The 24,781-nt window shown below is 46.0% G+C and carries 18 protein-coding genes; 1 reads left to right on the top strand and 17 read right to left on the bottom strand.

Annotation, left to right across the window (positions count from 1 at the left end):
* The 10 genes from topA to ACQ4M5_RS00125 all read right to left on the bottom strand — a co-directional run bounded on the left by topA (position 1) and on the right by ACQ4M5_RS00125 (position 18,934).
* Positions 1 to 2,199 (bottom strand): type I DNA topoisomerase, encoded by a 2,199-nt coding sequence (gene topA, locus ACQ4M5_RS00170; protein WP_430673575.1) that lies wholly within the window; start codon positions 2,197 to 2,199, stop codon positions 1 to 3.
* 523 nt (positions 2,200 to 2,722) lie between these two features.
* Positions 2,723 to 3,523 (bottom strand): hypothetical protein, encoded by an 801-nt coding sequence (locus ACQ4M5_RS00165; protein WP_430673574.1) that lies wholly within the window; start codon positions 3,521 to 3,523, stop codon positions 2,723 to 2,725.
* Complete coding sequence (locus ACQ4M5_RS00160) at positions 3,520 to 5,544, bottom strand: hypothetical protein (RefSeq protein ID WP_430673573.1); 2,025 nt, start codon at positions 5,542 to 5,544, stop codon at positions 3,520 to 3,522. Before ACQ4M5_RS00160 ends, ACQ4M5_RS00165 begins: the two co-directional genes overlap by 4 nt.
* Before the next feature lie 13 nt (positions 5,545 to 5,557).
* The gene (locus tag ACQ4M5_RS00155) at positions 5,558 to 6,286 is read right to left on the bottom strand and encodes a hypothetical protein (RefSeq protein WP_430673572.1); all 729 of its coding nucleotides are present in this window, start codon (positions 6,284 to 6,286) and stop codon (positions 5,558 to 5,560) included.
* A gap of 33 nt (positions 6,287 to 6,319) precedes the next feature.
* Positions 6,320 to 7,390 carry a hypothetical protein gene (locus tag ACQ4M5_RS00150; RefSeq protein WP_430673571.1) on the bottom strand — a complete coding sequence of 357 codons (1,071 nt, stop codon included), beginning with the start codon at positions 7,388 to 7,390 and terminating at the stop codon, positions 6,320 to 6,322.
* Positions 7,391 to 7,463: 73 nt separating this feature from the next.
* Positions 7,464 to 8,291, bottom strand: a complete 828-nt coding sequence (locus ACQ4M5_RS00145) for a hypothetical protein (RefSeq protein ID WP_430673570.1) — start codon at positions 8,289 to 8,291, stop codon at positions 7,464 to 7,466.
* Positions 8,292 to 8,295: 4 nt separating this feature from the next.
* A complete protein-coding gene (locus ACQ4M5_RS00140) occupies positions 8,296 to 11,562 on the bottom strand; it encodes a hypothetical protein (RefSeq protein WP_430673569.1) in 3,267 nt (1,088 codons plus the stop codon).
* Between the two features lie 56 nt (positions 11,563 to 11,618).
* On the bottom strand, positions 11,619 to 12,194 hold the full coding sequence (locus ACQ4M5_RS00135) for a hypothetical protein (RefSeq protein WP_430673568.1): 576 nt from the start codon (positions 12,192 to 12,194) through the stop codon (positions 11,619 to 11,621).
* A 222-nt stretch (positions 12,195 to 12,416) separates the two neighbouring features.
* Positions 12,417 to 14,702: a hypothetical protein gene (locus ACQ4M5_RS00130; protein ID WP_430673567.1), complete on the bottom strand. Its 2,286-nt coding sequence runs from the start codon at positions 14,700 to 14,702 to the stop codon at positions 12,417 to 12,419.
* A 488-nt stretch (positions 14,703 to 15,190) separates the two neighbouring features.
* A complete protein-coding gene (locus ACQ4M5_RS00125; RefSeq protein ID WP_430673566.1) occupies positions 15,191 to 18,934 on the bottom strand; it encodes a hypothetical protein in 3,744 nt (1,247 codons plus the stop codon).
* A gap of 149 nt (positions 18,935 to 19,083) precedes the next feature.
* On the opposite strand from ACQ4M5_RS00125, the gene ACQ4M5_RS00120 reads away from it, so the two are divergent.
* Positions 19,084 to 19,401, top strand: coding sequence for a hypothetical protein (locus ACQ4M5_RS00120; RefSeq protein ID WP_430673565.1), 318 nt, complete (start codon positions 19,084 to 19,086; stop codon positions 19,399 to 19,401).
* Here the strand turns inward: ACQ4M5_RS00120 and ACQ4M5_RS00115 are convergent.
* The 7 genes from ACQ4M5_RS00115 to ACQ4M5_RS00085 all read right to left on the bottom strand — a co-directional run bounded on the left by ACQ4M5_RS00115 (position 19,374) and on the right by ACQ4M5_RS00085 (position 24,025).
* Positions 19,374 to 19,676, bottom strand: coding sequence for a hypothetical protein (locus ACQ4M5_RS00115; protein ID WP_430673564.1), 303 nt, complete (start codon positions 19,674 to 19,676; stop codon positions 19,374 to 19,376). The genes ACQ4M5_RS00120 and ACQ4M5_RS00115 overlap by 28 nt on opposite strands.
* Positions 19,677 to 19,745: 69 nt before the next feature.
* On the bottom strand, positions 19,746 to 20,294 hold the full coding sequence (locus ACQ4M5_RS00110; RefSeq protein WP_430673563.1) for a hypothetical protein: 549 nt from the start codon (positions 20,292 to 20,294) through the stop codon (positions 19,746 to 19,748).
* Positions 20,295 to 20,759: 465 nt separating this feature from the next.
* Complete coding sequence (locus ACQ4M5_RS00105) at positions 20,760 to 21,218, bottom strand: hypothetical protein (RefSeq protein ID WP_430673562.1); 459 nt, start codon at positions 21,216 to 21,218, stop codon at positions 20,760 to 20,762.
* A gap of 1 nt (position 21,219) precedes the next feature.
* Positions 21,220 to 21,920, bottom strand: a protein-coding gene (locus tag ACQ4M5_RS00100; RefSeq protein ID WP_430673561.1) for an IS1 family transposase whose coding sequence is annotated in 2 segments (ribosomal slippage) — positions 21,220 to 21,584 and positions 21,584 to 21,920 — 702 coding nt in all. Because the reading frame shifts where the segments join, the coding sequence is not laid out codon by codon here.
* Between the two features lie 24 nt (positions 21,921 to 21,944).
* Positions 21,945 to 22,376: a hypothetical protein gene (locus tag ACQ4M5_RS00095; protein WP_430673560.1), complete on the bottom strand. Its 432-nt coding sequence runs from the start codon at positions 22,374 to 22,376 to the stop codon at positions 21,945 to 21,947.
* 234 nt (positions 22,377 to 22,610) lie between these two features.
* Positions 22,611 to 23,627: a hypothetical protein gene (locus ACQ4M5_RS00090; RefSeq protein ID WP_430673559.1), complete on the bottom strand. Its 1,017-nt coding sequence runs from the start codon at positions 23,625 to 23,627 to the stop codon at positions 22,611 to 22,613.
* Between the two features lie 14 nt (positions 23,628 to 23,641).
* Entirely contained in the window at positions 23,642 to 24,025 is a 384-nt protein-coding gene (locus ACQ4M5_RS00085) for a hypothetical protein (RefSeq protein ID WP_430673558.1), read from the bottom strand.
* Positions 24,026 to 24,781 lie beyond the last annotated feature (756 nt).

The raw sequence follows: 24,781 nt of genomic DNA, 5'->3' as shown, positions 1-24,781 counted from the left end.
TTACTTGGGTGCCAAATTAGGAGGAGGTTGGCAGGTAGAATCGTCTAGAGTTCCATGCTGAGGACTCCACCAACCGTTTGCTGTTCTGAAAAAGACCGCTGTCTGATGATCGGGTTGTTTTCGCTTGATCGCATCAGAACATCGAAGTAGATGTTTTGTTTGTTTGTCCTTTTGATATTCGTAGATCTCAAGGAAGCTTTGACAAACTGGGCATCTAACCTCAGTTTTCTGGGTTGACTCGGGTTTTGCCGTCTGACTAGTGGCAGATTTTGACCGGGGTGGTGTCCATTCCTTTCGGCTTTCATCCCAAAAGAGTACAGAATCTTCGCATTTCTCACACCTAAGGAAGAACCCTTTCTCTACCTTTTGCGAGGGTATTTTTACCATTGCAGTCTGGCAACTTGGGCACTTGGTACGTGATCTTGCGCGGTTTTTTTGAATTGTGGAAGGGTTTTGTGGGGAAGCTGAATGTGCTTCTTGGTGAAGTTTGACCAGTGATTGGCTCTTGTTCAAGGCAGGCTCCCAGTAATTTTGATGCCATCGAGTGAGCCAGGTTTCCCAATTTTCGTCGCCGTTTGCAATCTGGTCGAGGCTGATTTCCATGCCGGATGTGAACGAGGCTTCGAGCAGTTCGGGGAACGCCTTTTGTAAAAAGGCATCGGTTTGCATTCCAAGTTCTGTAGGATGGAGATGTGTTTTTATACGTTCAGCGTATTTCCAGTGCTTGATGCGTTCGATCGTATAAGCATAAGTGCTTGGTCTGCCGATACCTTCTATCTCCATCCGCTGAATTAAAGTTGGTTCGGTAAATCGAGAAGCGCTCTTGGTTTGCTTTTTGCTGTGATTGGCTTGCTGCAGCGTCAGGCTTTGATTGGAACTGAGTTGAGGAAGATCTGGCTTTTCCTGTAAGTTGTTCCAATATCGAAGAAAGCCAGTAAATTCAACGAGCTGTCCGTTTGCTTCCCAAAGTATTTCTCCAGATTGAGTCAATACTCGGGTTTGTTTTAGTTTTGCTGCATTGCATTGACTCGCGATCGCTCTTTTCCAAATCAGTAGATATAGATCAAACTGCTCGGCTGAGAGAATCCTTCTGAGTTCACCTGAACTTTGGCAGATATTGGTAGGCCGAATGGCTTCGTGCGCTTCTTGTGCGCCTTTTGGTTTGCGATGCTGATTTGTCTGGGTTGGAATGTTGGCGGGATCATTCTTTTCAAGCCACTGCCGTGCTGCGGCTTGAAAGTCTTGAGATACAGTTGTTGAGTCAGTCCGGTGATAGGTTATAAATCCTTGCTCAAATAGTTCTTGGGCGATTTTCATTGTGTCTTCGGGTGCCCATTTTAGTTTTGATCCGGCTGCTTGCTGCAAACTTGAAGTAATGAAGGGAGGGGGCGGGACCCGATGAACAATTTTTCCTTCAATTTTCGTAATTCTATGTGGATGCTGCCTGGCTTGCGCGACGATTTGTTCGGCTTCGGTTTCAGAAGTGACTCGGTCTGACTCGACGGATGGAGGTTCTGTTGAGCGATCCGTCGAGTCGTCGATCACAGTTGGATCGTTGTCCGTTTGGCTGGGAGCTTTTCGGAAAAATGCCCTGAATCCTTCTTCGTAGTCAACAAAAACAGACCAGTAATCTTTAGGTCTAAAGCTTTGGATTTGTCGTTCTCGTTCGCAGATTGTATGAAGCGCCCAACTTTGTACCCGTCCCATCGAGGAAGCTCCAATATTCCATAGGACTGGACTTCCAGTAAATCCGACTAGCTTATCTAAAATAGATCGGCACAAGCCTGCGAAAACGAGATTTTGATCAATTTTGCGAGGATTTGCAATTGCTTGCTGGACTGCAGCAGCAGTAATTTCACTGTAAACAACTCGGTCTGGATTGCGAAGATTTAGCGCTTGTTGAATGTGCCAAGAAATGACTTCTCCTTCCCGGTCTGGATCAGTTGCTAAAAAGATTCTGTCTGCTTGCTTTGCTGCTGCTTTGAGCTGTTCAATGACTTCTTTTCCTCGATCTCCGCGAGGAATAAATCGGTACGTTACTTTGTCGTCTTTGAATTCAAAGCCTAGCGCATTTTCGCCATCTTTAGCAAGTTCTCGAATATGCCCGACACTCGCCTTTACGATCCAATTAGGTCCTAAAATCTGCCGTAGCTTTCCCAGTTTCCCTCGGGATTCAACGATTAGGAGCTGTTTAGACATAATAGTTTATCGAAGTCATTAAAATGGCTAGCGTTTCTTCTAAAGGAATTTTGCTGTTCAATCTTTTGGGCGTAGAGACTCGTTCTTAGGCAGAATATATTGTAGATTCAGACATCTTGATAAGTATTGATTTTGGTGGTGTCGCTTGAATTTTCGAGGCGTTAAAACGGTTTCTTGGGTAAACAACGGCTGATTGAGATAAGCCCAAAACGGAAAGCGATCTGAGCGTTTCATTGGCTGAGATTTGCGTTGTTTGATTTAAGGTTGGTCAGGCGTAAACACGGTTTGGTGTTCGGTTTCCTGATTGTTCTATGGTGTCGATCTGTTTACTGATGTAGTGTTTGTCAATCTTTTTGTTTCTTGAGTGATCGTTTAGTTTATGCAATTGAAACATCATCGAAGGGTTGATGTAGAGTCTGACAGTTGTTTCAACTTGACTGATATCCGGGTAGACTTCTGAAAGATGCCCCAGTATTAAGTTAAGGTCTTTGCATTGCTGTAAGATGCGTTCGTTTTTATGAAACTAGATTGAGTTCGACAAAAGTGACACTGTGATTGGGCTTTGTTTGAACAATCGCGAATGAGGAATTTGAGACTGTCTTCGGGGACTCGGCAATCGTTTTTCTTGGTAAGACATTCTAGCTAATGCGGTAATGATTGGAATTGAGACCTGGCTTGATTCAGCTGCTGCTCGAATTGGAGTTCCGCTGCGAACGAGATCAATTAAATTTTGAACTTTTCTGACGATTGGATCACTGGCAGGGGTGTAGCCATTTTGAATGGCGATTTGTAGACCGTTCTCTAGATCATCAGCTGTAACTGAACGACCCGATACCGTCAGCGGTTGGAGTAGTGGATTGTTGGTAATTCGAACGCCGATGTAATTAGTATTCTGTTTGCTGGGAACCAGGTTAAATACGTAATTTCTAGTTTGCTTTTGGCTATCGATCGTCCTAATCTGTAGGTTGGTGATGTAGGCTCGCGTTGAACCTGGAAAGTTAAGTGGGTTGATCGGTCTGAGATAGATAACTTTGGTTTGTCTAGAACCAATGGGTGCATCGGGAGTGTAGACCGTTTTCGAAGGGTCAGCCAACAGAACGTGTTCGATGACTTCATCGGATTGAGTAAAGTCGATGGTGGTTGCTCGTCCAGCAATAACTCGTACGTCGAGTGGACTTGTGATGGCAATCTGGCGATCAATCAGTTGGTAATTTCCTGTTGATATGAATTGATTTTTGGTTTGTGCGGTTGCAGCAGGAGCATTGAGAATACTGACTCCAGTCCAGATTGATGTAATGGCTGCAGCAATGACAAATGTTCTCATGGATTAACCTTCAAAATATTCTGAGCGACGATGGTTACAGTTGCTCCGCGTTCAAGCACAGTAACGTTCGGTAGATTTTGTTGTTGTTGCGCTTGCTCACGGTCTTTGAGACGACGTTCGATTCGCTGAGCAGCAGGCTCTAATGCTCCTTGGAGAATTGCTCCTACAATATTTGGATCTCGACTTTGAGTTACAGTGCTTTGGGAGAAGCCCCCGCTTCCAAACGAACTGTTACTTTGGGTCTCCGGTTGATTGAGAACTTCTCCAATGCGACCAAGCCCGCCAATTGCGCCAACCAGTAAGTCGTCGCCTCGAAGCAGGGATGAATTGATCTGGTTTATATTTCGTCCTTCTAAAGGTCCACCGTTTGCACTACGAACTACTAAAATATTTCGGGGTAACGGATATTGTTGAACAGTGCCGTTTTGGTTGCGAATGACCGCGATCACGTCAGTTCTGGGAATGCCGTCTGTTGCAGTTGTTTGTGTGATTAGCGTTGTTCCTGCGGGTAAGGCAATGCTGCCGTCACCGGCAAGTAACGGCTGCGTTAATTCGATCGCACCCCGTTCTGAAGTTTGGGTTCTACCGTCAGTTCCCCAAATTAACGGGACTTTTACCCGACCTTGAACCGAAGTTCCCAGCGTGACTTCTTGGGTTTGGCGGCTTTTTTGCTGGACGGTCTGGGCAACGGCTGCTGCATTTTGAGTTTGGTTGAACTTAGGTGATGCTGCAATTTCTGTTGGGATAGCTGCAACCGGATCTATGGTTGTTTCTACTGTGGAAGTGTCGACGGGTGTAGCAGTCGTTCTTGCGAAACTGTCTGCTGCTGTGAACATTGCCAGATCTGAACTAGAGATAGGTTCGTCTTTGCTGGATTTTCGCTGAATAGAATCTAATGTGGCTTGCGGTGCGGAGGCAGCTAAACGACTAGAATCTGACTCGGTTAGGACAGGGGCGCTACCAATAATTTGTTGGCTGTTGAGGATGCCAATCTCACCCGGAGTTGGAACGACATTTTCTGGTGTTGGGGGGCTTCCAATTGTTGCTGTTTCAATCGCTGCGGATTGCTGGTCTGTTGGGGTTTTTGGTTCTGTGCTACCGCGAACGTCCAGCGCCGTGTCAGTTGCTGAGATTGCACTATTTGCCGAAGTGGCAGATGCTGTTTGCGACGAGCGATTTTCTGTTCGGTTGCTTTCGCCTTCTTGACCAAGTTCTGAAAGTTGTCTCCAACGTTCGAAGGGATCAACGGAACGTTTTTGCGGTTGTTGAGTTTGTGTAGGAGGAGTCGAACGTGTTTGAGATACCGGTGCAGGTGCTGTGGCGATTGGACGAGGAGGTGCGGGTGTGATGCGCTGGGGAGGCGTGCTAGTGGTGGTTGGTGCTATTGGCGTTGTTCTTGCAGGAGGGCTTGTGGTGGTCGAAGTCCGATTTGTTGAATTGGGTTGATTAGATTTGGGAGTTGGTCGGGGAGTTGCTGCAGGTTTTCGAGATTCATCGACTTGTCGCTGCTGCTCGGCAAAAGCCAGTCGGCTTTTAAGTTCTGCTGTTTGATCAGGAACACTAGCAGTTGGGGTCGGAGACGGCTCAGGTGCTTTTGCTTCTTCGGGTGGAGGTTTGGGTGCTAAGAATCCAAACCACAGTAAAGCTCCAGCGGCGATCGCGCCACCGATTCCTCCGACGACTGTGACGGCTCGAATGCTTCCTTTTTGTTCATTCGTTCGAGCCGACGGTGTTTCTTCGTCCTGTTTGAGCTGGTACTCTTTGCTAATCAGTAGATCTTCGCTGGCATTGTAATTTCCAGCAATCTGATTCACATCATCGCTGCTGATTGACTCTTCGTCTTGATCGATAGCTTTTTCGGCTGTTTCGCTAGCACCGTCTTCTTCGGGTGAATGGTTTGCTTCGTCTGCAAATGCTTCGTCGATGAAGTCATCGCCATAATCTTTGAATGGAGAAGCTTCTTTAGCGAGTGGTGGGTTTACGTCGGGTTCAGACGAGGATTCAAACATTCTAAGTGACATGATTTGTACCTATCTATGGCAGCTGGTTTTGATTTGGTTTAAAGGGAGCCATCTGGGTAATTTCTAACCCAGCGGACCTAAATTCGTAGATTTTTTGATCAATCCCGCTTGCGTCATTACCAAGTGGCGATTTTGGAATTTCCACTGCTCGAACGGTAAATGTCCAGTTCAGCGGGTAAGACTTGGTTTCGCTGGTTTGCTGGTTGACTTCCACTCGTTCTGCAAGCACATCAACATCCCATGTGCCGATTGCAGTTTGTCGTGGCTCGGAGACATATCGAACAATTATTGTGCTTCTGACGGTTCCGTCGAAAATGTCGCTGGGCGTGAGTTCTGCGATAATGGGCTTGCTCGCTTCGGCAAAACGAGGTTCTAATAACAGTGTAGCGGCGTTTGCGGCGGTTGTGATCTTTCTGCTTCCAACACTGACCCCTTTATCGGCTGCATTTGATCCGGGTACTTTACCATCCCAGCTAAAGGTTAAAATAATCCAGTTTTGAACAAACCTCTGAATCACTTGTGGGTAGCGGAACAGTCGATCTTGTTCGGAAATGTAGAAAGTCGAGCCGTTTACTAATTGGACTTGCGTTGTTTTTCGTCCGACTAGTGCATTCACGCGTGCTGCAATAAATAGATTGCTGAACAGATTGATAATTCCAACGGCAACCGCAACCAGTGCACAAATTGCTAAAAGGTTTTTTTGCTCAGGCAGCAAGGGTGCCTGATATTTCTTGATCTGCATAGTTAAGGATGTCTCAGTGTGTGAATGGTTGTGTTATCTCATTTTGGTGATCGCAATACTGGCAGCGGTTCCTAGCGCGTTTGAAATGCTATCAGTGATGCCTTTAACGTTTCCTGACACGCCTTGATACATTGCAACTCCTCCCCCGCCTGCAATTAACACAGCTAACCCCGGAGAGAAGATGCTAAGAAACAGCAAAAACGCTAAGTCACTATCGCTAATAGAAAACCCCTGACCTTGATTTTGAGCGCTTGTCATGACGACTGAACAAAGCCCGACGATGATGTTGTATCCTAGCTGAATGCCAATTAAGCTAAACATTCCGATTAGCCATGCCAAGATGGGTCTACCCTGAAACGGTAAAAGACTTAACCCCATTGCGATGGGAGAGAATAAAGCGGTGAGTAAAAGAGCTGCTTCTAAAATGTTGACGAATGCCCATTGAGCGGCGAGTAGAAGCTTTCGAACCAGAAATAGAAACGGACCGCTGATATCGATCGAGAAATTCTGAATGTCCGGGATATCAAAATTAATGCCAAATCGATTTTGGGCTTCATTCAGAATTTGTCGGACTAGCGGTTGTTTTTCTTGCCAGCATTCTTGCAGTTTGCCGGGAGGTAATCCTTTACACTCATTGTAAATGCTGGCGATTCGATCTCTTACGGCATCTGAAACGACGATGTTAGAGGTTGCAGCTTGGAATGTTGCTTCTCCGAGCTGTAGTCTGAGCACCCCCTGAACTTGAGCCTGTCCTACGTTTTTAATTAGCATGACGGATTGAGTTAGTAACCCCCCGTTTCCTCCGAGAAAAATGACGATAACAATAGGCCAGACAAACATCGTTGCAAGTTCTGCCCAACTTTGGCGATCGATAATTTCTTTTCCTTGGGTAAAGACAAGGTAAATAATAGAAAGTGCTGCAAACAAAAGTCCAAGTCTGATTAACGCAATCCACAGCGCTGAGTTCGGATTGAGGGCTTCGTTCCACACTTGCTGCCACGACTCGAACGTAGCGCGAGATAATCCGATTGATTGCTCTAGATTGAGCAGCGCACTGTTGTTTTGGACATCAACTTGAGCTTGGGCAAGAATCGAATGAAACATGAATTCTGAAGATAGGGTAGGGTACGTACCACTCGAATGAGTGGTACGCGGAGTTAACAAAACTGAGCGTTGATTAGTTGTCGGGCTTTCCGAGCGTGCCACCGCCAAATAAGGTGACTCCACCGGCTTGCCGCACGGCGCTGTTTGCAGCACCAGAGGTCTCCCGACGATCAGCAATGTTGCTAACTTGAGCTTCCTCTGCTGTTTGGGCAGCTAAAACATTCCCAACCGCTCGATCGACACGTCCTTGTTGAGCTTCGTTTGCCAGAGTCTGAGTTACTTCCCCAGTCAGCGACATTTGCCTGGAGATGTTTTGCAAAATCTGCTGGCTGACATCCAGATTCTGCGATTCTTGACCCAGGTTTTTATTGCTATTTGTTGCTTGTTCGGTTGCCTGCATGACTTGAGAGGCTCGATTTTGAGCCTCTCGGCTCAAGGTGGCTGTTTGCATGGTTGTTAAGCCAGTGGTTCGAAAGCCTTCATTGGATTGGTCGTTGCGGATTGAGTATGATCCTTTTCCGGGCGTTTGGTTTTCAATTCGTTCAGCAACTTGTCCTCCTGGAGTTTGAGTGCTTGAGCCGCCGAGAAGCAACTGAGTCAGTTGTCCTAAGTCAGGGGCTTGAAACGAGCCGATCGTGTTCTTCAACATTTGGGGCATGTTTTGAAAAAAGTCAGTTACCTGCTGAACAATTCCCCGTCCTTGATTGAGATTTTCTTGGACAAAGTTTTGGCGCTGCTGCTGAGTTTCCTGCGGAGTGGCAACGATCGCTCCGGCTTGTCCTGTTTGTTCTGACACAAACGGAGGTGTTCCGGGTCTTGTTTGAGCAATTGCGCTCGGAGTCCAGACTCCGATAGCAACGGCAGCGGCTCCGGCTGTGATCCATGTTTTAGTCTTCTTCATACTGTTAACTCGCCTTTTTCGAGTGTGGTTGCGAACCTTCAGTTTTTGCTGAAGGTGCTTGTTTAGTAGATTTTTTAACAATGTGCATAGCAGCAGATTCTGGCGATCCGATTGTTTTGAGGCTGTTGCCTTCGTGACGGGCTTGGAAAAGTTCACGACTGAAATGGCTCATTGCCATCAGTCGACCTTTAGCTGTATTTGGATAAAGCATCATGATTCGGTTGCGGGCTGCGACTTCTTCGTGGTTGTTTGCAACTGAGGCGAGAACCATCTCGCCTGGGTAAAACTTGACTTCCCAAAACCGTCCTAGAGTCTCGATGATCCAGCACGAACACATTTCATCGGGCTTGGGACGATAAGCATCTGAGGCGTTTTTGGCAATGATGCTTCGTGGATAGCCAAAAAATTTCTCGTATGACGGGATGGCTCCGTGGGTAATTCTTCCAGTTAGCCGATAGTTCATATTTTGGATAATCTGGCTGCCCGTTGCACACAGCGCGATCGAGTCGGGATCTTGTGCTAATAAGAGCATGGCGATTCCTTCTTTTCGTCCGGTCGCACAGGTTTCACCGACAATTTGGGCAAAGCCTTCTTTCTTGAGCAAAACAGACAATTCGTCACCAACGAACAGGCTCTTCGGATGAGAGAGTGCATTTCGGATGCAGGCTGTGTGTGCCGAAATTGCCATCAAGTAGGCATCTTGTTCATTGGATAAATCGCTTAACCCAAAGAATTTAACCGCTGGTTCTGGAGAAAAAGAGCTAGGACGACCGACTGCTTTACCTAATCTTGAGACTAGGAGCGCTGAAATTTGGCTGTTGATTTGGTTGAGTGCTCTTGCATCGATTTGTTCAAAAGACTGCAGATTGAGTCGTTCTCTAGAACAAAAGCTGAGTAGGTCTTTAAGAACTGGCATTTGCTGCCATTCTGGAGATTTCCAACCCTGTTCAAATGCTTTGTTGTAGCGATCGATGATCTCTGGGTCTCTGAGAAACATATCTAACATCTTGAGTAGTAGTGCATCTACTCGTTGAGCAAGCGCTGGGTCGTGGAGTTTGCCCATTGAAATTGCTGTTAATGCTTTTCGGATAAATTCTTTCCAAGAGTTAAGGCGCGTTTCTAGTTCTTCTCGATTGCCTTTGAACTTTCTGAGATCCGGGGGTTCTAGCAAGTTTGAACTGCCTTTGCTGATGTCGTAATATGCACCTTGAGAGCCAAGTAGTTCGACTGCAACTTTGAAGGTACTGTTTGTGCCTGATGAAATATCCATTCCGACTACCGGGATATTTTGTCCTAATGCGTCAAGCATAAATCTCCAAGCTGTGACCGATTTTCCAGATCCTGATGTCCCAATGATCAGTGCTCGTTTTGCTTCTCCAGAGAAGAGGTCGATGTAGATCGGTTTTCCCCCTCTTGATGTTAGAAATTCAACCCCTTTACGATCAATGTTGTTGGGTGTGGTCAGCGGTAATAAACCCGCAATCGTTTGAGTGTCAGGAACTAATCGCCGCTGGCTCAGAAAGTCGCTGCTGTGTAATAGCCATTTTGAAGTGACAGGTAAAGTCTGAAGCCAAATGTCCCACGCAATATTGTCTTCTCTCAATACGCGTGCGGAATCGAAACTGTTGCACATTAGATCGCAGGCGTGTGTTAACTCTTCAGCGGTATTTCGATAGACTACGAAAACCGGTGCACAGTTAATTGCGCGTGAGCCTTCGTAGATTTTGCGCTGTGCTTCAAACGACTCTTCAGCTTTTACTTCGGCTCCAATATCTCGACCTTGTCCTTTAGTAATGGCGCGAGTCCGGGCTGCTTTAGACTGTTTTGCTTGGCGAGCGAGGTTGTCTTGAATAATAACGTTGTTGGTTGTGCTCAACTCAATCCAGCTTTCGGTGTTATGAACGAAGGGGGCACTGGTAATCTTCCAGATCCATTTGATTTGCTCCCGGGTGTTTACCCATCCTTCTGGTGCATCAGCCATTGTTAAGACAGCGCATTCTTTGGCTTTGCCAGGAATGTAGACTCGATTCGTATTGTTGTTGTGCTGTGGGCATGATGATTTCCCATTCCATCCTTCGATTAGAACCGTGACGGGATGTTTCTCAGTTGTTTTTCTTTCCGAGATTTCAACACCTTTGTGGGTTTCTTCAAGCGTTAAAACCTGAGGGATTTCGGGTGCAGGAGCATCGTTGAATCGATTCCATAACCATTCCCAGAGTTCTTTACTGTTGCATGCTCGAATCGGCAGTCCGATTTTGGTGCCGAGCGTTAATTCCCATTGTACAAATCCTTCTTGATAAGCTTTTAGCAACAGGCTTTTGTAGAATTCTTCTTCGTAGAATCTTTTGTTGTCGGAAATCATGCTGAGCAAGTTGTTGGTCATCTTGCTGATTCCAGCGATCATGCGACCCAGCGGATCATTACGATAATTTGTTCCATCTTTTCCTGCAGTCCAGGTGCAAAAGATGATTTGGCTCCAGGTTTGTCGGGTTCCTTTTCGGCTTAATTCCTGGATTCTCAGTTGTTCATTGCGAAGTAAAACAGAGACCGGGGGCAATTTGCAATTTGCAGCTTGTTCTGATATTTCTTGTTGCCGCTGCTTATCGTTGCTGTAGCTTCCTGTACAGAACGTGACTCGTTCTCCGTGGGGCAGTTCTTTGGTGCCTTCCTCGATCGCTCGTGAAATTTCTGCAATTTCGTTGCTGTATAAGACATCGTGAATACCGTCGTTGTAGAATCCGAATACAAGTTGATATTGTTCACCTTGCTCTAGGAGAAATGCTGCAATTTCGCGATCGTCTTTTTTGATTTCTGCAATGCAGCACAGGTTGAGTTCGTTTTGAAATGGCATAAAGGTGCTTTTGCCTCCGCTTAGCTTGGGAACAGAAAGGGGTTTTAGCCGAATGCGAATTCGGTCATCCGGAACACGGGTGCGGATATATGGAGGACGGAATTTAGCAATCGGCGAGATATACAGATTGCGAATGTCAATCCAGTCGCCGCCTGTTTTTCCTCCAGGAGGGTTGCGAAATTTGTCGGTGAATCGGTACGGTTCTTTTCCTGTTAACAGCCACCAGCTGAGTCCGAGCCAGAAGGTGCTGACTCCAAACCAAACGTTTCCTAAACTCAAGAGTCCATTGGTCAAGACATAGCAGACGATTGCAATAGCAATAAAAGGAATGAGCTGCTCGGCTGGTATGAAGCCGATGCTGGCTTGTTTACCAAGAATTTTGTTGACTTTGACAAAGTCGCGTTCTACATCTCGTTGCATACCAACCGATCACTCATAAAAGAACAATGAACGAAGAAACTGGAACTAAAGCGGTGCTACGCTTTTTTGACAAACAGGGCGGTTAGAATGTCGATCGCGATTACCATTGCAATTGCGATTGCGACTTGCGTGACGATCGGTCGCCAGTCATTCCCCTGCTGCGCCTGGTTGTAGGCATAAAGCGCAGCAGCTACGACTAAAAGCAAAAATGCCAAGCGAAAGAGGTTGAAGACAAGTCCAATAACTGCTGGTGGGATTGCTGTACTGCCGGATTGGGCAGCACTAGCTGTCACAATTCCGGTGATGAACGTTTCAAGACCCGATAAAAAAACTGCGTGAGCTGGCGTTGCCATGTTGACGATCACGCCAATCGTTAGAGCAGCCGTCATCATGTGCCAGGGGCGCAGGCGAGTTTTTAGCACACGCTCTAGCAGCGGGGTCGATTTGCCAATATACCAAGTGCTAAGCGTAATAATTCCGGTTGCTCCAAGTGTGGCAAGTAACAGCGGATCTTGGAAACCAAGATAAAGAGCAACAAAGCCTGCAAGTAGCACAAGCGAAATGTTGATCGAAGAGAGCGCACGAACTTTGACGCTGTTGCGGATGTTTTGATGGTTTTGTTGAGAATTCATAGGTTTGGTGTGGTTATGAATGAATCGAGCTGTGTTGAATGCGTGAACGACAGACTTGAAGACAGTGAAAGGCGTATGGTTGAATTGCCACCCTCGCTATTCCCACAAGTCCTCGGGGCTGCAAGGATAAACGGAGAATCCGATTCGACTATCTGTGCTGGTTTTTCTGTACTTTGATGTTTGAAGTTGCATAGTTTGAGAATGAATGTTCTAAACAATTGACTACATCTCTGCTTGCGAAGATGTAGTGCGTTCCTTCTGCTGACCGACCTGGGCTTGGTTTCGCTGCGGATCTCGTTCGCTTTGCGCTTCGCTAACTGATTCGAGAAACTCGTTCAAGTAGTCGGCTGGAATTTTGTTCTGGCAAATATGCGCGACTTGCTCTGGTTCGCGAGCTGAGATCGCGTGAAAAACTGTGTCCTCATCTTTGTCGATAATTTCGATGATGAACTTTCCTTTGTTTGGTCCCTTTTTGACTTCGATCGCTTCGATTTGGAAGTCTGGTTCTTCTGAGTCTCCGATAAAGGCAACGCGTTCATCGTCGGCTGTTGCAGGATCAAAAAGGTGTTTGTAATCAGGATTAATTTTGAGATGCTCGACTAAATCCTGACCGTTTGTCTCACTGACGTAGCGCTCGGTTGTTTGTGGAAGCTCTAGAAGTTTTTTGTGTTCTGTTTCTTCGAGTTGATTGGTGTGAATGTTCCATAGGTTTGCTTCTGTTTTAACAGCCTCAAAGATCGTGTTGTTGCTGGTGTCAAAGATTTGAACTTGGCACCCGACTTGTCCTCCCTGTTCAACGCTCTCGGCTTCGATGGGTGACGTTTTCAGCGTTTTTGTATCAGAAAGAGGAATTCCATTCTTGAATTCTTCCTGGCTTACTTCACGAGTAACCCAGGCGTAGCGCACTAATGCTTCGGACTGGGGTGAGGGAACGGCTTCGACAGTATGGGTTACTGTTCGTGCTTCTTCAACAGACTGTTCTACAGGTGTTTCTTTGACAGCAGGAACGACGACGCTCTTAGCTTCGTTGCTGGCGGTTGAGATTGTTTGGGATTCGACCTGTGTGTCTGTTTCAGGTGCACTGGTCGATCTCGCTTGGGGTTGTAGCTGCTCTTCTAGCTGGACTTGCTCTTCGGCGGTTGTTTGCTGTTGACTAACTGCAAATTGTTCTTCTAGCTTTGTGATTGCTGCTTCCAAGGCATCCATGCGTTCGCTTAGCTTGTGCAAGTGTTCTATGATTTGGGCTAAGCGGATTTCGATGCTGTCTCGATCATCTAGGTTGAGTGGCTCAAGCGGCTTGAGCTTTGATTCTTTACTGTCAGAAGAAACCTTGTTCTCTAGCCCGGTGATTTGGTCTCCGAGTTTGTTAGAGACGACAGCTAGCGTTTGCGAAACATCTGGATCTTCATTTCCAGCTTGTTCAACTGAACGTGCTGCAATTGGTGTTTCAGTCTCACCAGATGTGTCATCAGAACCTGAAGTTTTTGGCTCCTCGCTTTCTTCTTGTTCCGGTTGCGGTAGTTTATTAACGCGTTGAGCTGCCTGGTTGTACCGATTATCGACATTTTGAAGTAGTTCTTCTGCTGTCTGGGTGTTTGCTGCTGTTTGCTCTTCGCTTTCTTCCTGCCCTAGCTGCGGTAGTTTATTAGCGCGTTGAGCCGCGTTGTTGTACCGATTCTCAAGATTTTGAAGTAATTTTTCCGCTTCGTCTAGCTGTCTTTGTACAGGATCATCGCTAGGAAGCATTGCAACCGCCGTCGCAATTGCTTGAATCCCGAGTCCAATATAGGTTTGTCCATTGACTTCTGATCCAGCATGAGCCATTCGATGTCCCAGATTCTCGATATCGTTCAGGTGCCGTTTTTGTTCATAAATTTGGTTCTCGCGTGTACTTTGTGGGTGAATCCGAGGGCTTTTCCGAAGTAAGCGGCTGCTTTGAACGCTTACTCCGTCACCTTTTTCTTCCTCAATTTCATCGATTGAGCCTGCATCATCAATGTCTAGTCCCTCAAGATCTTCTTCAAGTGGTTCTATCAGTGCTTCGAGTTCCCCCTCGATCGTTTCTACTTCATATTCAACCGCACCAACCTGTAGTACTGCCTCTAATCGAGAAGGATGGAAGTATTGCTCATCGCGGGGTTCGCTCAGTTGCTCCTTGAAATGATGGTTTAGTGCTTTGACTAGAAATTTTCCGGAGACGGTGTCTTCAGGATCTTTTCTTAAAAAGAACATTAACCCTCCCACCTCTCCGTTCTCGCGATCGCGCCAAGTCATTCCAACTTTGGCAGTCCCGCGCTGATCGCTGAACTCTTCGAACGTTTCTTTGACTTCTCCCCAGGAGCCAAAACTCATTTCATTCGCTGTAGCATGCTCAATGAATGCATCCAGCTGTTTTGTGATATGCCGAACTTTTGCAGGGTCGTTTGCAATCCCGCGAAATTCAAACTGTGGTTGTTTCGGAGACGATGAGTTAACGGCTTGTGAAAGGCGAGGTTTTGTTGTTGCCATACGCAAGAACCTAGAAACGCTGAGCGATTCTGGAGAAAGAACGGTTTATTGCAATCGGAAAAACTTGAGCTGGATTGAACGCAACTTTCATGGGTTCATCCAGAGAGGAAAATGGAAGGGCGAAGTTTTTGGAAATCTCCTCTTGCTCCACTAAGAGGATTTAACCCGAAAGATCTTTGCCCCTCTCTTTATATTTATAGATGACTTTCTGTTAGGAATACTGGCTAAATTCTAAAAAGTTTTAAAACTTTAGATTCTCTTTATTATCTATTTTAGATTTCCTAAAAGGCTTGCCACGTAAAGAGTTAATGCCAATCTAAGTAATAGAAAAAACGACTATTTTAGGCTGATTTTATAAGGGTATAACGGCGTAAATTTGTAAGGTTGTATGCTTGTATGGTTGTAAGTATGTCATTTCTTCTAACAAGAAACGCAAAAAAAAAAGCCAAGGATATCCTTGGCTTTTTCATTCATGCTTAAACAATCTCCTAGTCCAGACTAAATCCACTGGTGATTGTGTTCGTTGTCTGTTTAGCTTCAAGTTGCCGATTGTTAGTTTTTGCAGATGGAGATTGTGGTTCGCTTTTAACCATTGTTGCTACGTAAGATTTGCTTTCATTAGATAGTTCTTGATGAACATCGTTCGTTAGAACGTTTCCCTTAAAAATCGGCTGGCGATTTCTTCGGAGTGTTGTTTCCCCATCAGGTGAGATACAGGCTTTTAAATCCCCCCAAACTAAAGTGAGTGGAGCTTCTTGAGCCGGAGACCGTTCATAAGTTTGCTTTAGCTTATTCATCAGTTGATCGGTGAAATCTTGCTCGGCTATCGATGTCTCCTGCGTAGATGTTGCTTCTGCTTGATTCAATTCAGGCGGTTTAATTGATGTTGGAATGACATCTAGAAACACGGCTGATTTGCTTTTGACTCTGAGAACTGCGTCAAACGTTGTTCCTATACAAAGCTTTGGAGATTCTTCGGCAAAGATTCCCAATCTTTGCCCATTGATCTCGACAACAGGAGCGCCGTTGTAACGTCGGTAGTCAGAGTGGGCTTTATCTAACTCAATTTTGCCGATTCCACAACTTAACGGTTGAGCAGTCCAAGCTTCAGTTGTAAAGTCTTGTCCTTTTAGCTCGTTTCTGTTGATGCCGATGATAGTGAGCGGTTCGATCTTTTTCTCTTCAAGCCTTTGTGCAATTTGATCGGCAAACAAATTGAAAACAAGCGCAGCTGTGCCTGCTTTTTCTGAAGGCTCAATCAAGTTTCCATAATGTTCAGGTGGAATAATTCTTAGATCAGAGGGGATTTCTAGATCTTCGATCACCTGACTCAGGGTTGGGCTATCTTTGAAGTGTGCTTTAAGAGATTCCAGCTTGGCTTCTGGAATATTTTTCAAAGCGAATTCAACTGTGGGTAAGGCTTTGTTCATGACAATATCGAAGGTAATGCCATCATCGGTCAGCGCCATTTCCCAGGGCAGTACAAGATCGCCGTCTTTTTCTCCGAAGGGAACTGATAAAACAAAGGTGTTGCGAGGAAGTGCTTCACTCGGTAAGGTGTAGTTTGGTCTTTCTTCAAAGGTGACTGGAATTTTCTTTGCAATTTCGAGACATTTGGTTTGCGTCCTCCAGGATTCAGGTTGAGTGTGCTGACTCCGCCAAACGGCAGCGGCAGCGATCATTTTCTCTTCGTCAGATGGGAATAACTCGTTGAGTTCTGAGCGAAAGACTTCGTAAATTTTGCCGATACTTTCATTGGTTTCCTTACGGTTAAGATCGGGATCAATTTCCGCCATTGCTCGATCAAATCTGTTCTTTAGTGATTGTGGATCTACAATCTGGATTGAGCTGGTTCCATCGTTGTTGCGGACGAATTTATTGGGTTTTCCGACCCATTCGTCTGCTTTGACGATCGCATCTAGCGCATCTCTTCTCGCTTCGCCTTCAAGATTTAGGCTGTCGAGAAGTGTATCGAAATCTTCTGGAAATAGATACTTGAAGTGATGCCGTTCAATCGCCGGAATCTGTGTTGCTTCCCAGAGCGGATTAACAATTTCACGCGGGAGAACGTTGAGCGAACCTGTTTGTTCGGCGGGTAAGGGGTAGGTTCGATAGAGCCGTCGATCCTCGTCTTTCATAAAGTCGAAAAAATGAGACGGGTATAACTCTCGAAAGTCTTTACACTCCTTGAGCAGGGTATCTCCAGCGATATTGATCTCGCGTCCGTTAGGCAGCGTTACGCTTTCGATGTCGGTGAGCCGCTCAGAGTTTTTCTGATAGTCTACTTCCACTTGTAGTCCGATCATTAGTCGATCGAGCAGATTGCGTTTGTAGAGTCCAAAAAGTTCTTCTCGCACACCGGCATTTTCTTTGAAGGTGTCCAGTCCGTTTTTAAAGAATGTCCCGTTTCCTTCATTTAGTCCACCTCGGAAGATTAACTGATCCTGGCTGTTTCGGACGTACACCGTGTTTTCTTTGTCGATGTTCAGTTGCCAATCATTAACCTTGAATCGATAGGTTTCTTGGTCTTCTGGCGTATACAGCTTTAATGTTTGTGCTGCGCCTAGAATCTGTTTTGCGGCTAGGCTGGCTTTCGGAATTGCTTCTTGGTCAAACTCTGCCGATTTCACCCGCCCAATGTTAATGGCAACTCGACCGACATCGTTTTGACATGCATTATAAGCAACTTGATAAAGCGGTAAATCGTCGGTGTAAGCGACTTTCTTTCGCTGTACAACTGGAATGAACTCTCCATCTTCACCAGCTCTTAGAGCTTCTTTTGCAATCGTGGGAATTTTGTCAGCAGGGCTACAAACGATTTGGTCTCCGTCGAAATCGCCTTGATGATATTGTTCTGCGTCCTCTGGATTAAACCAGAAAACGCCTTTACTTCGACAAAGTTTTGGGTGCCGCACGTTTTCGTAGACTCGAATGTTGTCTCGACTCACGATTGGATACCGGGTAACCACAACGTCTCCTTCCGGTAAATGGGGAATGCATACTGTTCCTCGTGGTAAATCAGCGTTGGGTAGCGCCATGCCGGAACTATGTTGAAAGCCACTCTTAATAGAAAGTTCTTTCCATTGACCGGCAAGAAATTCGCGCATTCCGGTGACGATCTTGGGATGAGTGAGAAGTTCACCATTCTTATCAGCGCGTAAGATTTTAACTAAGCGCTGTTCGTTCTTTTCATTGTCTTCGCTTCGAGTTGTTTCTCCTTCGAGTGCTGATAGAACATCAAATAAAGCATCAAACTCTTCGTCATCGGTTTGTTTTTGTCGTTGAGCTAGGTCTTCGTCGTGTTTTTCGACGATGTGGCGTGCGAGCGTCAGTGGATCCCGCTGCACAGAAGCAAGTGCTTCTGCTTTTGCTTCGGTAATGGGTCCTAAATCTTGACGAATGGCATCTTCACTGAACCAGACGTTGAATTGCCACGAACTATCGTAAGTTGTGACTTTTGAGTTACTGCGATTTCCGAGAATTGCTTGCGGCAGCTCGTAGTCGCCGCAAGGAAACCATTCTGCTAATTTGTCTTTGTTGACACCTTTAATGGATGAACGATCTAAAATGATGTCATAACCTTGAGCTTCTGTTAAGCGAGTGTCTGGCTGAAAGGTTCCTTTTGCTAGAAACGAATGTTGAGGTTCAGCTTCGGCTCCGGATTCCCAGTTTTGCATCCAGGCTAGGCGAAACTGAAAAGCTCGATTGCGATCGCAGCCCATTTCGAGGGCAAGGCTTGGAGAGATCTTGCCGTGGCAATCTCCGGTTTTGAATTCAGCAAACTGTGGATCCTCGAAGTCCACAATTTTGATCCTCAAGTTGTCTTTAACATCGATGCCATTAAAGCAGTCGCTGACCAATAGTCCTCCGTAGCGGCAGGCTCCATCTCGCTGAGATTCAAAGATGGCTCCTTGTTGGTCCTCTGTGAGTTTGTGGAAATACTCTAGCAGTGTTGCATTGCCAAAGTAATAGTTCTTGCCGCTGCTGAAGACTAGCTCCCGCGTCTCGCCATCTGGGAATACCCGTGGAGCTAGCCGTTCAACGTCGTTATCGTCTTTATTAAGCTTGACTACGATTAGCGACGTGAGATCCTTCGCAGGAATCATTTTTTCTAACACAGAGTTATTCATTTCGAGCGCTTCTGAGGCAAAGCAGCCGAGTCCTTCGTTCTCAGATGCCAAAAAGACGGGAACTTTCAGTCCCCCGTCTGGTTTAACAACGGTTCTTACCATGGTAGTTTAGCTGTTTGAATGGGATGGATAGCGACGGGTGGAGCGAGCAGGCATTTGCCAAGGCATCGACGCAAAATCCTTAGGTTCAGGATAGCAAAAGTTCTTGTCTTGGCACTATTCTGGAAGAGAATACGTTAGACCCAGAGATTATGACTGACTGTAACTATCTTCCGGTTAAAGGTAAGACAACTGTTTTAGGACATCCGATGTATCGTCACCGCCAAAAAGGTGACTTCTACGGGGGTTTAAATCGTCCTGCTGGACCGATTTACTATCCGGTGGATGCATCTGGAGAGCCGATTGATCCGCCAACAAATTTCTATGGTGCTTCGGTTGCGAAGATTGTGTCTCCGCTTGATCCAAATGTGGTTGGTGAAGTTGATTTACCGACAACTCGTCGATACGCATTGGAAAATGAAGCGGCAGATGACTTGCTTAATCATCCGAGCGGCATCGGCTGGGTTTGATCGTTTGGTGTGGCAGACTGGTGTCGAAGAATCAATAGCGGTTCCGAGTCATCGACATCTTTAATTCCTTTAACCAGAGCGTTTGCTACATCAACGCGCAATGACCTTAATAAGGGAAACAACTTTGGTGTAATCGGAATGCCGATTTTGATCGATGTGCCTGCCATTAGATAGAGCACATCGTTTTCGATGTGATAATGGAGTCTGTCTTGATCCGAAAGGAGAAGCAGAACGGTCGGGAGAATTTGGGGAGTGTGTGGTGGTGTTAGAGTCATCGTAGGTTGAGATCATGGTGGGATTTTATTAATCGTTATTTCTCCTGCGCGGCAGCGCCAATCGACCACTTAAGAGTGAGAAGTTTGCTTTTTTAATGAACTCCATTTTTGTGGCTGTGAGCGTGTCTTGTACTTTCCGTTTGCATTCGACAGCGGTGCCACTGACAGAAATACCGATTTTCCAGGCTTTGATAATTTCCTGCTTGTTGGGTTTGCCCTCAATTTTTGTTTCGGACCTAAATCTAGGTAGGATGTCTGTTTCTGCTCGGATCTGACGACTGTTTCCAGTCCAATTTGACCAGCTTCATTTAGCTTTAAAGCCGAAGCCTCCAAATTTCGCTGCAGTTTTGTTAATCGAGCAATTTCATGATCCTGAATTGCAGCTAAATTTTTTCTTTGAAATCTAATAGCCTTGATTTCTAAGTCGAGCGGGTCAGCAAGCTCAGCGTAGATGTCGATCGCGCTAACTTGTTCAGATTGAAGTACTAGAATTTCGCCAATGATTGTTTGGTGCAACCCCATGAAATTACCATTTATAACGACTGTGGTAATAATCTTCTCGATTGTTAAAATCTTGTTCGGCTTGATTGAGCCATTCTGCTTCTGAATCAGATTCAAAAGAGACAGTCTCTATAGAGTTGCTCAGATCGGTAAGCAGACGGAGCTGGCGTGTGAGAACTTGAACGAGTTGAAGAAATTTCATTGATCGACACGATGCAAATCACGCCTGGGGCGCAGTCGCGCCCCAATAGATTAGTAGTGGTCGATCTGGTTGCCGAAGCGCTCTTTTACTTCTGCAAGCAACAACGAATATCAAGTGACAGCGACAGGTTCTTGTCCAGATTTGGTGAAGCTGATCATTCAACCAGTCCGAAACCTAGAATTCATCTCAAGTAGATTCGCGCTGCCTTCGGCACAGCAAGCTGCTCGCAACTTCGTTTCACCAAATCTGGACAAGAACTTAGCGACATAGGCGGGTTGGCGACAGCCAGAGACCCTGCCCAGTCAACCGATCATCATTGTCGCGACAACTATGATCGAAGCTAAAAGCTACATACAGTAGGAAATCTGCGTAACTGACGTTTAAGAATAAGGCTTCGCGGGAGCTACGCTGCACAAAGTGTTCGTTTTTTCAAAGCAGGGTTTCTGGCTGTCGTCCCGCCGATTGTGGTTATCATTTAATAGCTGCTCTATAAAAACCCCATGTGGATAATTAGCCATTGGAATCCGCTCAAGCAAACTCCGCCGTTCTAGAGCAGAGTCTAGAACTTTACCATCCTCAAAGTGAACAAACAAGTTCGCGTAAGTTTCCATCAAGCGCGATCGCATTTGGTCGAATAAACGTCCTTGATGCTCCATATACTCATACGCTTCCACATTGGGATATAGGGCTTTGAGTTGTTCTTCGCCCATGCCTAGTCTGGATGTGCCAGTGACTTCAAACGAGGTTGTTCGAGCAATTGCCGCAAAGATCACGTGGGTGAATTCGTCGAACAGACGGTTGCGACGATCGTTATCCCAGAAGAAATTGTGGCGTTGCACATTAACGGGATGGTGAACTGGGAATCGGGACGGTTCCCAACTTGAGATAGTGTAAGAGAAGCCGAATTGAGTAGCGCAGCATCTCTTTCGACTTGGAATAGCAAAATGTTTTGCGGTGCAGTCGAGCGAGGTAATGCCGCAAACGACTGTTTTCCCCCTCGACACGAGTCATTGCGACTTTACTCACTAAATGGTCAAGGTCATCAATAAAGCATCGGTAGACCGGATAACCATCGGTGATGTAGAGGAAGCATCCCCAGCACCGCAGCACTAACCACAGTTTCCAAAATGTCGCTGCACTCCGGTCTCCTAACACCCATGCCAGAATCCCTGCTTCATGTCCATTCACTGCTGTCCAGAGCCAGATTTTGTTTTTTTTGATCCGACAAAGGTTTGCAGTTCATCGACTTGGGCAAGCTCTGGAATCGTCTGACCTTGCGGTGCATCAGCGAGTTCAATCCCGGATTGTCTCACCCAGTTGATCACCGTGTTGTGACTCACACCCGTTGAGCGCTCAATGGCACGAAAGCCCATACCATTAACATACAAAGTCAAACAATGGTGTTTCACCTCGTTTGAGTAGCCTTGAGTCGAGTAGGACTCGATGAACTGGCGCCCGCAGGACTGACAGCGATAGTTTTGTTTGCTGCGACGATGCCCATTCTTGGTCACAGCAGTAGAGCCGCAATGTAGACATTTCATCCTCTCATTATCGATCTCATCCCTCTACTGTGCAACGCCGAAATTGTGAACCATGAGGATCGATTCCAGCGTTAACCAGATACGATCTCGCACTGTGTAAGGGGTGGGTTCGCGATCAGCAAAGAGCAGTGCCATGCGCCGATACCACTCCCGTTCCGAATTGGGAAGGGTAGTCCAATGTTGTGCGGCTTCTTCTGCCTCAATGATCATGCCCTCGTACAGAGCGAGCAAGACCCGCTCCATGATGGGTGCTTCACGCAGAATCGGCTGAAAGTTCTGTTCCTCGAAGTGTAAATACCACTCTAGATAGGTCCGACCCTGGAGGCGCTTGGCAGCTTGATTCGCGGTCGTGGTGAACTGCGCCATCCCACGATTGAAGAAATCACGAAGCTGATTTTGGGGAGAGATAGTCTGAACTAGGACAATCTCGCTCATGCCCTGTTCGATAGGGGTCACGAATTGCCTCCATCTTTGCACAATTTCCTATGCAAGAAATACCAGTCCGAGGAAACAAAACACGATAAGAAAAAGGATCTGTGTCTTCATCTAAGTGACTTCATTGGCTTCTTTGTGGAATGCTTCTATAAGCTAAAAACCCTAACCTACTTGGGTTCTAGCAGTTTAGCTATAGATAAGCAATTTTAAGATTATCGTTATGTGACTTTCTCGGTTTATCGGTCTGCTATTAAGTTAGCGCTGTAGCTGTCGCTGTCGATTGACTGGTCGAGCGCCATAATTTGATTTTTTAGGACGGTATGTCTGATGCTCTCGCCATACACCGCGCCAACTGTCGGGGTGTCGAGGATCGATGAGCATTGCAGTTGAAAAATGATCTTTCAGCTTTTGCACAATGCTCAAGCAACTTTTAGAAATATAGAGATCTGAAATAGTTTCTAAAATATCGATCGGTAGCTGTGCTTGTCGGCGAGCGCAAAAGTAAAGCGTTGCGCCTTTATCCGAAGTTTCTTGATCCAGCGAGTAAAGTGCAAGAATTTCTAGGGGATCGTCTGCAATAACCGCTCGTGAAAACGGGTAGCCTGTTGCGATCCAAAAAACGCTAGTTCGATGGTGCTTGTAGTTTCCGTTAGTCGGGTGAAAAAATCCGTCTTCGGCTAAGATTAGTCCGTGGTAGTCGTTATCTTCGAAGGTTCGCTCGATAAAAACTGGGTTGCCTTTTGAATCCGCATAAAGCCATTGCTGCTCGTGAAGGATATCGATTAAGGCATCTGGAAATTGGTAGTAGGCTAATGTTTGTTTGGCAATTGCCCATCGGGTTTCGTCTGCTTGAGGAGCCTGAATGAGGTCTTCTTCAGTATTCCAAAAGTCATCTGATCCAGATCCGTTGGTGTCATCGCTTGTGTCAGGACGTTTAGGTGCTTCTAGTATCCGAAGAATTTCTAAGCGATCTCGCTCTAGGTCATAAGCGATACCAAGAGATTTTAAGCCTGTAAGACTAAATGCTTTTCCCAGGCTACTTCCAGAAAACTTCTGATGATTCTTGATATATATAATTGTTCGTTTAGCGAAGTTAAGCTTGACCGTCACTTCCGCCGCCCCAAGCGACAGAATAAGGTCAACAAGCGTTGGGTTGGACTGGCTTAGATGGGTAATGAGATTGCGGATTTCGTTAAATTCTGGTGGTTTTGCGCGTTTAATCTGCTTTTTGCCCTGCGATTTTAAGCCAGTGTTTGGTGTTGATGACATCATCAGCCAGAAAAGTGTCAGGAATGTTCTGGGAAAGGATCAAAGATATTTCCGCAGGTGTAGCAAATATACGAGCGCGACCATTTAGTGTGGGCTGGACGGTAAACTTCCCGTGCATATTGCTGATTGACTTTGCCGTAGCGCCAAACAGCCCAGATTAGGATAACGACAAATGACAGCAATGTTGAATGTACGAGTAGTTTCAAACCTATACTCGAACGAGGAATGGTGTTCGGCGGCAGTGGAAGGATTGCTGACCCGATCGCGCCGATGATCGTATGAATGAGCAACGAGCCAACGCAGGCAAGTAAACCGATTCCGATCCATCTCATTCCCGGGTTTTCTAGAAATGGGGGTTCGACGCGTCGAGTGAGTAATGTTTCTTGATTTCCGGCACCCATGATAATTCCTCCTCGAAAGGAGTAACCGGAAAACCGATACTTTGAGCGGTTCATCTCGTAAGCGAGTGGAAGATTTTGAATATTGCTGCTGCTGCATTTTGGGCAGTGAGGATGCCCACGGGAATGTTGTTCTATTGTGTTCATAATGCACTAAAGGGATATGATAACTTTCAGGCTAGCCTATTTCAGGTTAGATTGACTGGATCTGAAGATTTATTCCCTTTAGTGTCGGTTTATTGACATTTCCTGGAATTAGGTCTTGATGACCCAATCGCCAGAATTTAGCGGTAGCTGAACAACCGGGCGGTTGTTATAAAACGCGACTTTAGAAGTTGCGTTTGTAGATGAATTGTGAGTTTAGAATCACAATTCATGTCGTTGTGGAATTTACTGGCAACCATTTTTGATTTGTTTTGCCAAGCAGCTAGCATGAATGCACCACCACCACTCCCAGGAAGACGGCATTCTCGTCGAAGTTAGGGAACTTTTGCACACAACTTCCCCTAAGTTGTTTCCTCTTAGAGCTTTTGGAGAAAACGAATTGTAATTGTGGCAGATTTGCCGACGACTGTCTCTAGAAATTGGTGGGCTTCTGAATGAGTTTGGTTCATCTGATAAGTTTGTGACTTGGTGATAATTTCTCCAGCACCAACTCGGAGTCTAGGCGATTATTGGTTAAGCGTGCATTTCTGGGTTTTTCCATTGGTCTGCGCTTTGATTGTTTCATCGCACAGGACTTGTAGCTGTTGTTTCATC

This window comes from Leptolyngbya sp. AN10 (genome assembly GCF_050565645.1).
Taxonomy (GTDB): domain Bacteria; phylum Cyanobacteriota; class Cyanobacteriia; order Leptolyngbyales; family Leptolyngbyaceae; genus Leptolyngbya.
Note: the sequence above shows the minus strand (reverse complement) of the source record. Positions and strands in the feature narration are given on the sequence as shown.

What these genes read in the sequence shown, in the direction of transcription:
- topA (WP_430673575.1), bottom strand. Translation starts at nt 2,199, where the DNA reads ATGTCTAAACAGCTCCTAATCGTTGAATCCCGAGGGAAACTGGGAAAG.
- ACQ4M5_RS00165 (WP_430673574.1), bottom strand. Translation starts at nt 3,523, where the DNA reads ATGAGAACATTTGTCATTGCTGCAGCCATTACATCAATCTGGACTGGA.
- ACQ4M5_RS00160 (WP_430673573.1), bottom strand. Translation starts at nt 5,544, where the DNA reads ATGTCACTTAGAATGTTTGAATCCTCGTCTGAACCCGACGTAAACCCA.
- ACQ4M5_RS00155 (WP_430673572.1), bottom strand. Translation starts at nt 6,286, where the DNA reads ATGCAGATCAAGAAATATCAGGCACCCTTGCTGCCTGAGCAAAAAAAC.
- ACQ4M5_RS00150 (WP_430673571.1), bottom strand. Translation starts at nt 7,390, where the DNA reads ATGTTTCATTCGATTCTTGCCCAAGCTCAAGTTGATGTCCAAAACAAC.
- ACQ4M5_RS00145 (WP_430673570.1), bottom strand. Translation starts at nt 8,291, where the DNA reads ATGAAGAAGACTAAAACATGGATCACAGCCGGAGCCGCTGCCGTTGCT.
- ACQ4M5_RS00140 (WP_430673569.1), bottom strand. Translation starts at nt 11,562, where the DNA reads ATGCAACGAGATGTAGAACGCGACTTTGTCAAAGTCAACAAAATTCTT.
- ACQ4M5_RS00135 (WP_430673568.1), bottom strand. Translation starts at nt 12,194, where the DNA reads ATGAATTCTCAACAAAACCATCAAAACATCCGCAACAGCGTCAAAGTT.
- ACQ4M5_RS00130 (WP_430673567.1), bottom strand. Translation starts at nt 14,702, where the DNA reads ATGGCAACAACAAAACCTCGCCTTTCACAAGCCGTTAACTCATCGTCT.
- ACQ4M5_RS00125 (WP_430673566.1), bottom strand. Translation starts at nt 18,934, where the DNA reads ATGGTAAGAACCGTTGTTAAACCAGACGGGGGACTGAAAGTTCCCGTC.
- ACQ4M5_RS00120 (WP_430673565.1), top strand. Translation starts at nt 19,084, where the DNA reads ATGACTGACTGTAACTATCTTCCGGTTAAAGGTAAGACAACTGTTTTA.
- ACQ4M5_RS00115 (WP_430673564.1), bottom strand. Translation starts at nt 19,676, where the DNA reads ATGACTCTAACACCACCACACACTCCCCAAATTCTCCCGACCGTTCTG.
- ACQ4M5_RS00090 (WP_430673559.1), bottom strand. Translation starts at nt 23,627, where the DNA reads ATGATGTCATCAACACCAAACACTGGCTTAAAATCGCAGGGCAAAAAG.
- ACQ4M5_RS00085 (WP_430673558.1), bottom strand. Translation starts at nt 24,025, where the DNA reads ATGGGTGCCGGAAATCAAGAAACATTACTCACTCGACGCGTCGAACCC.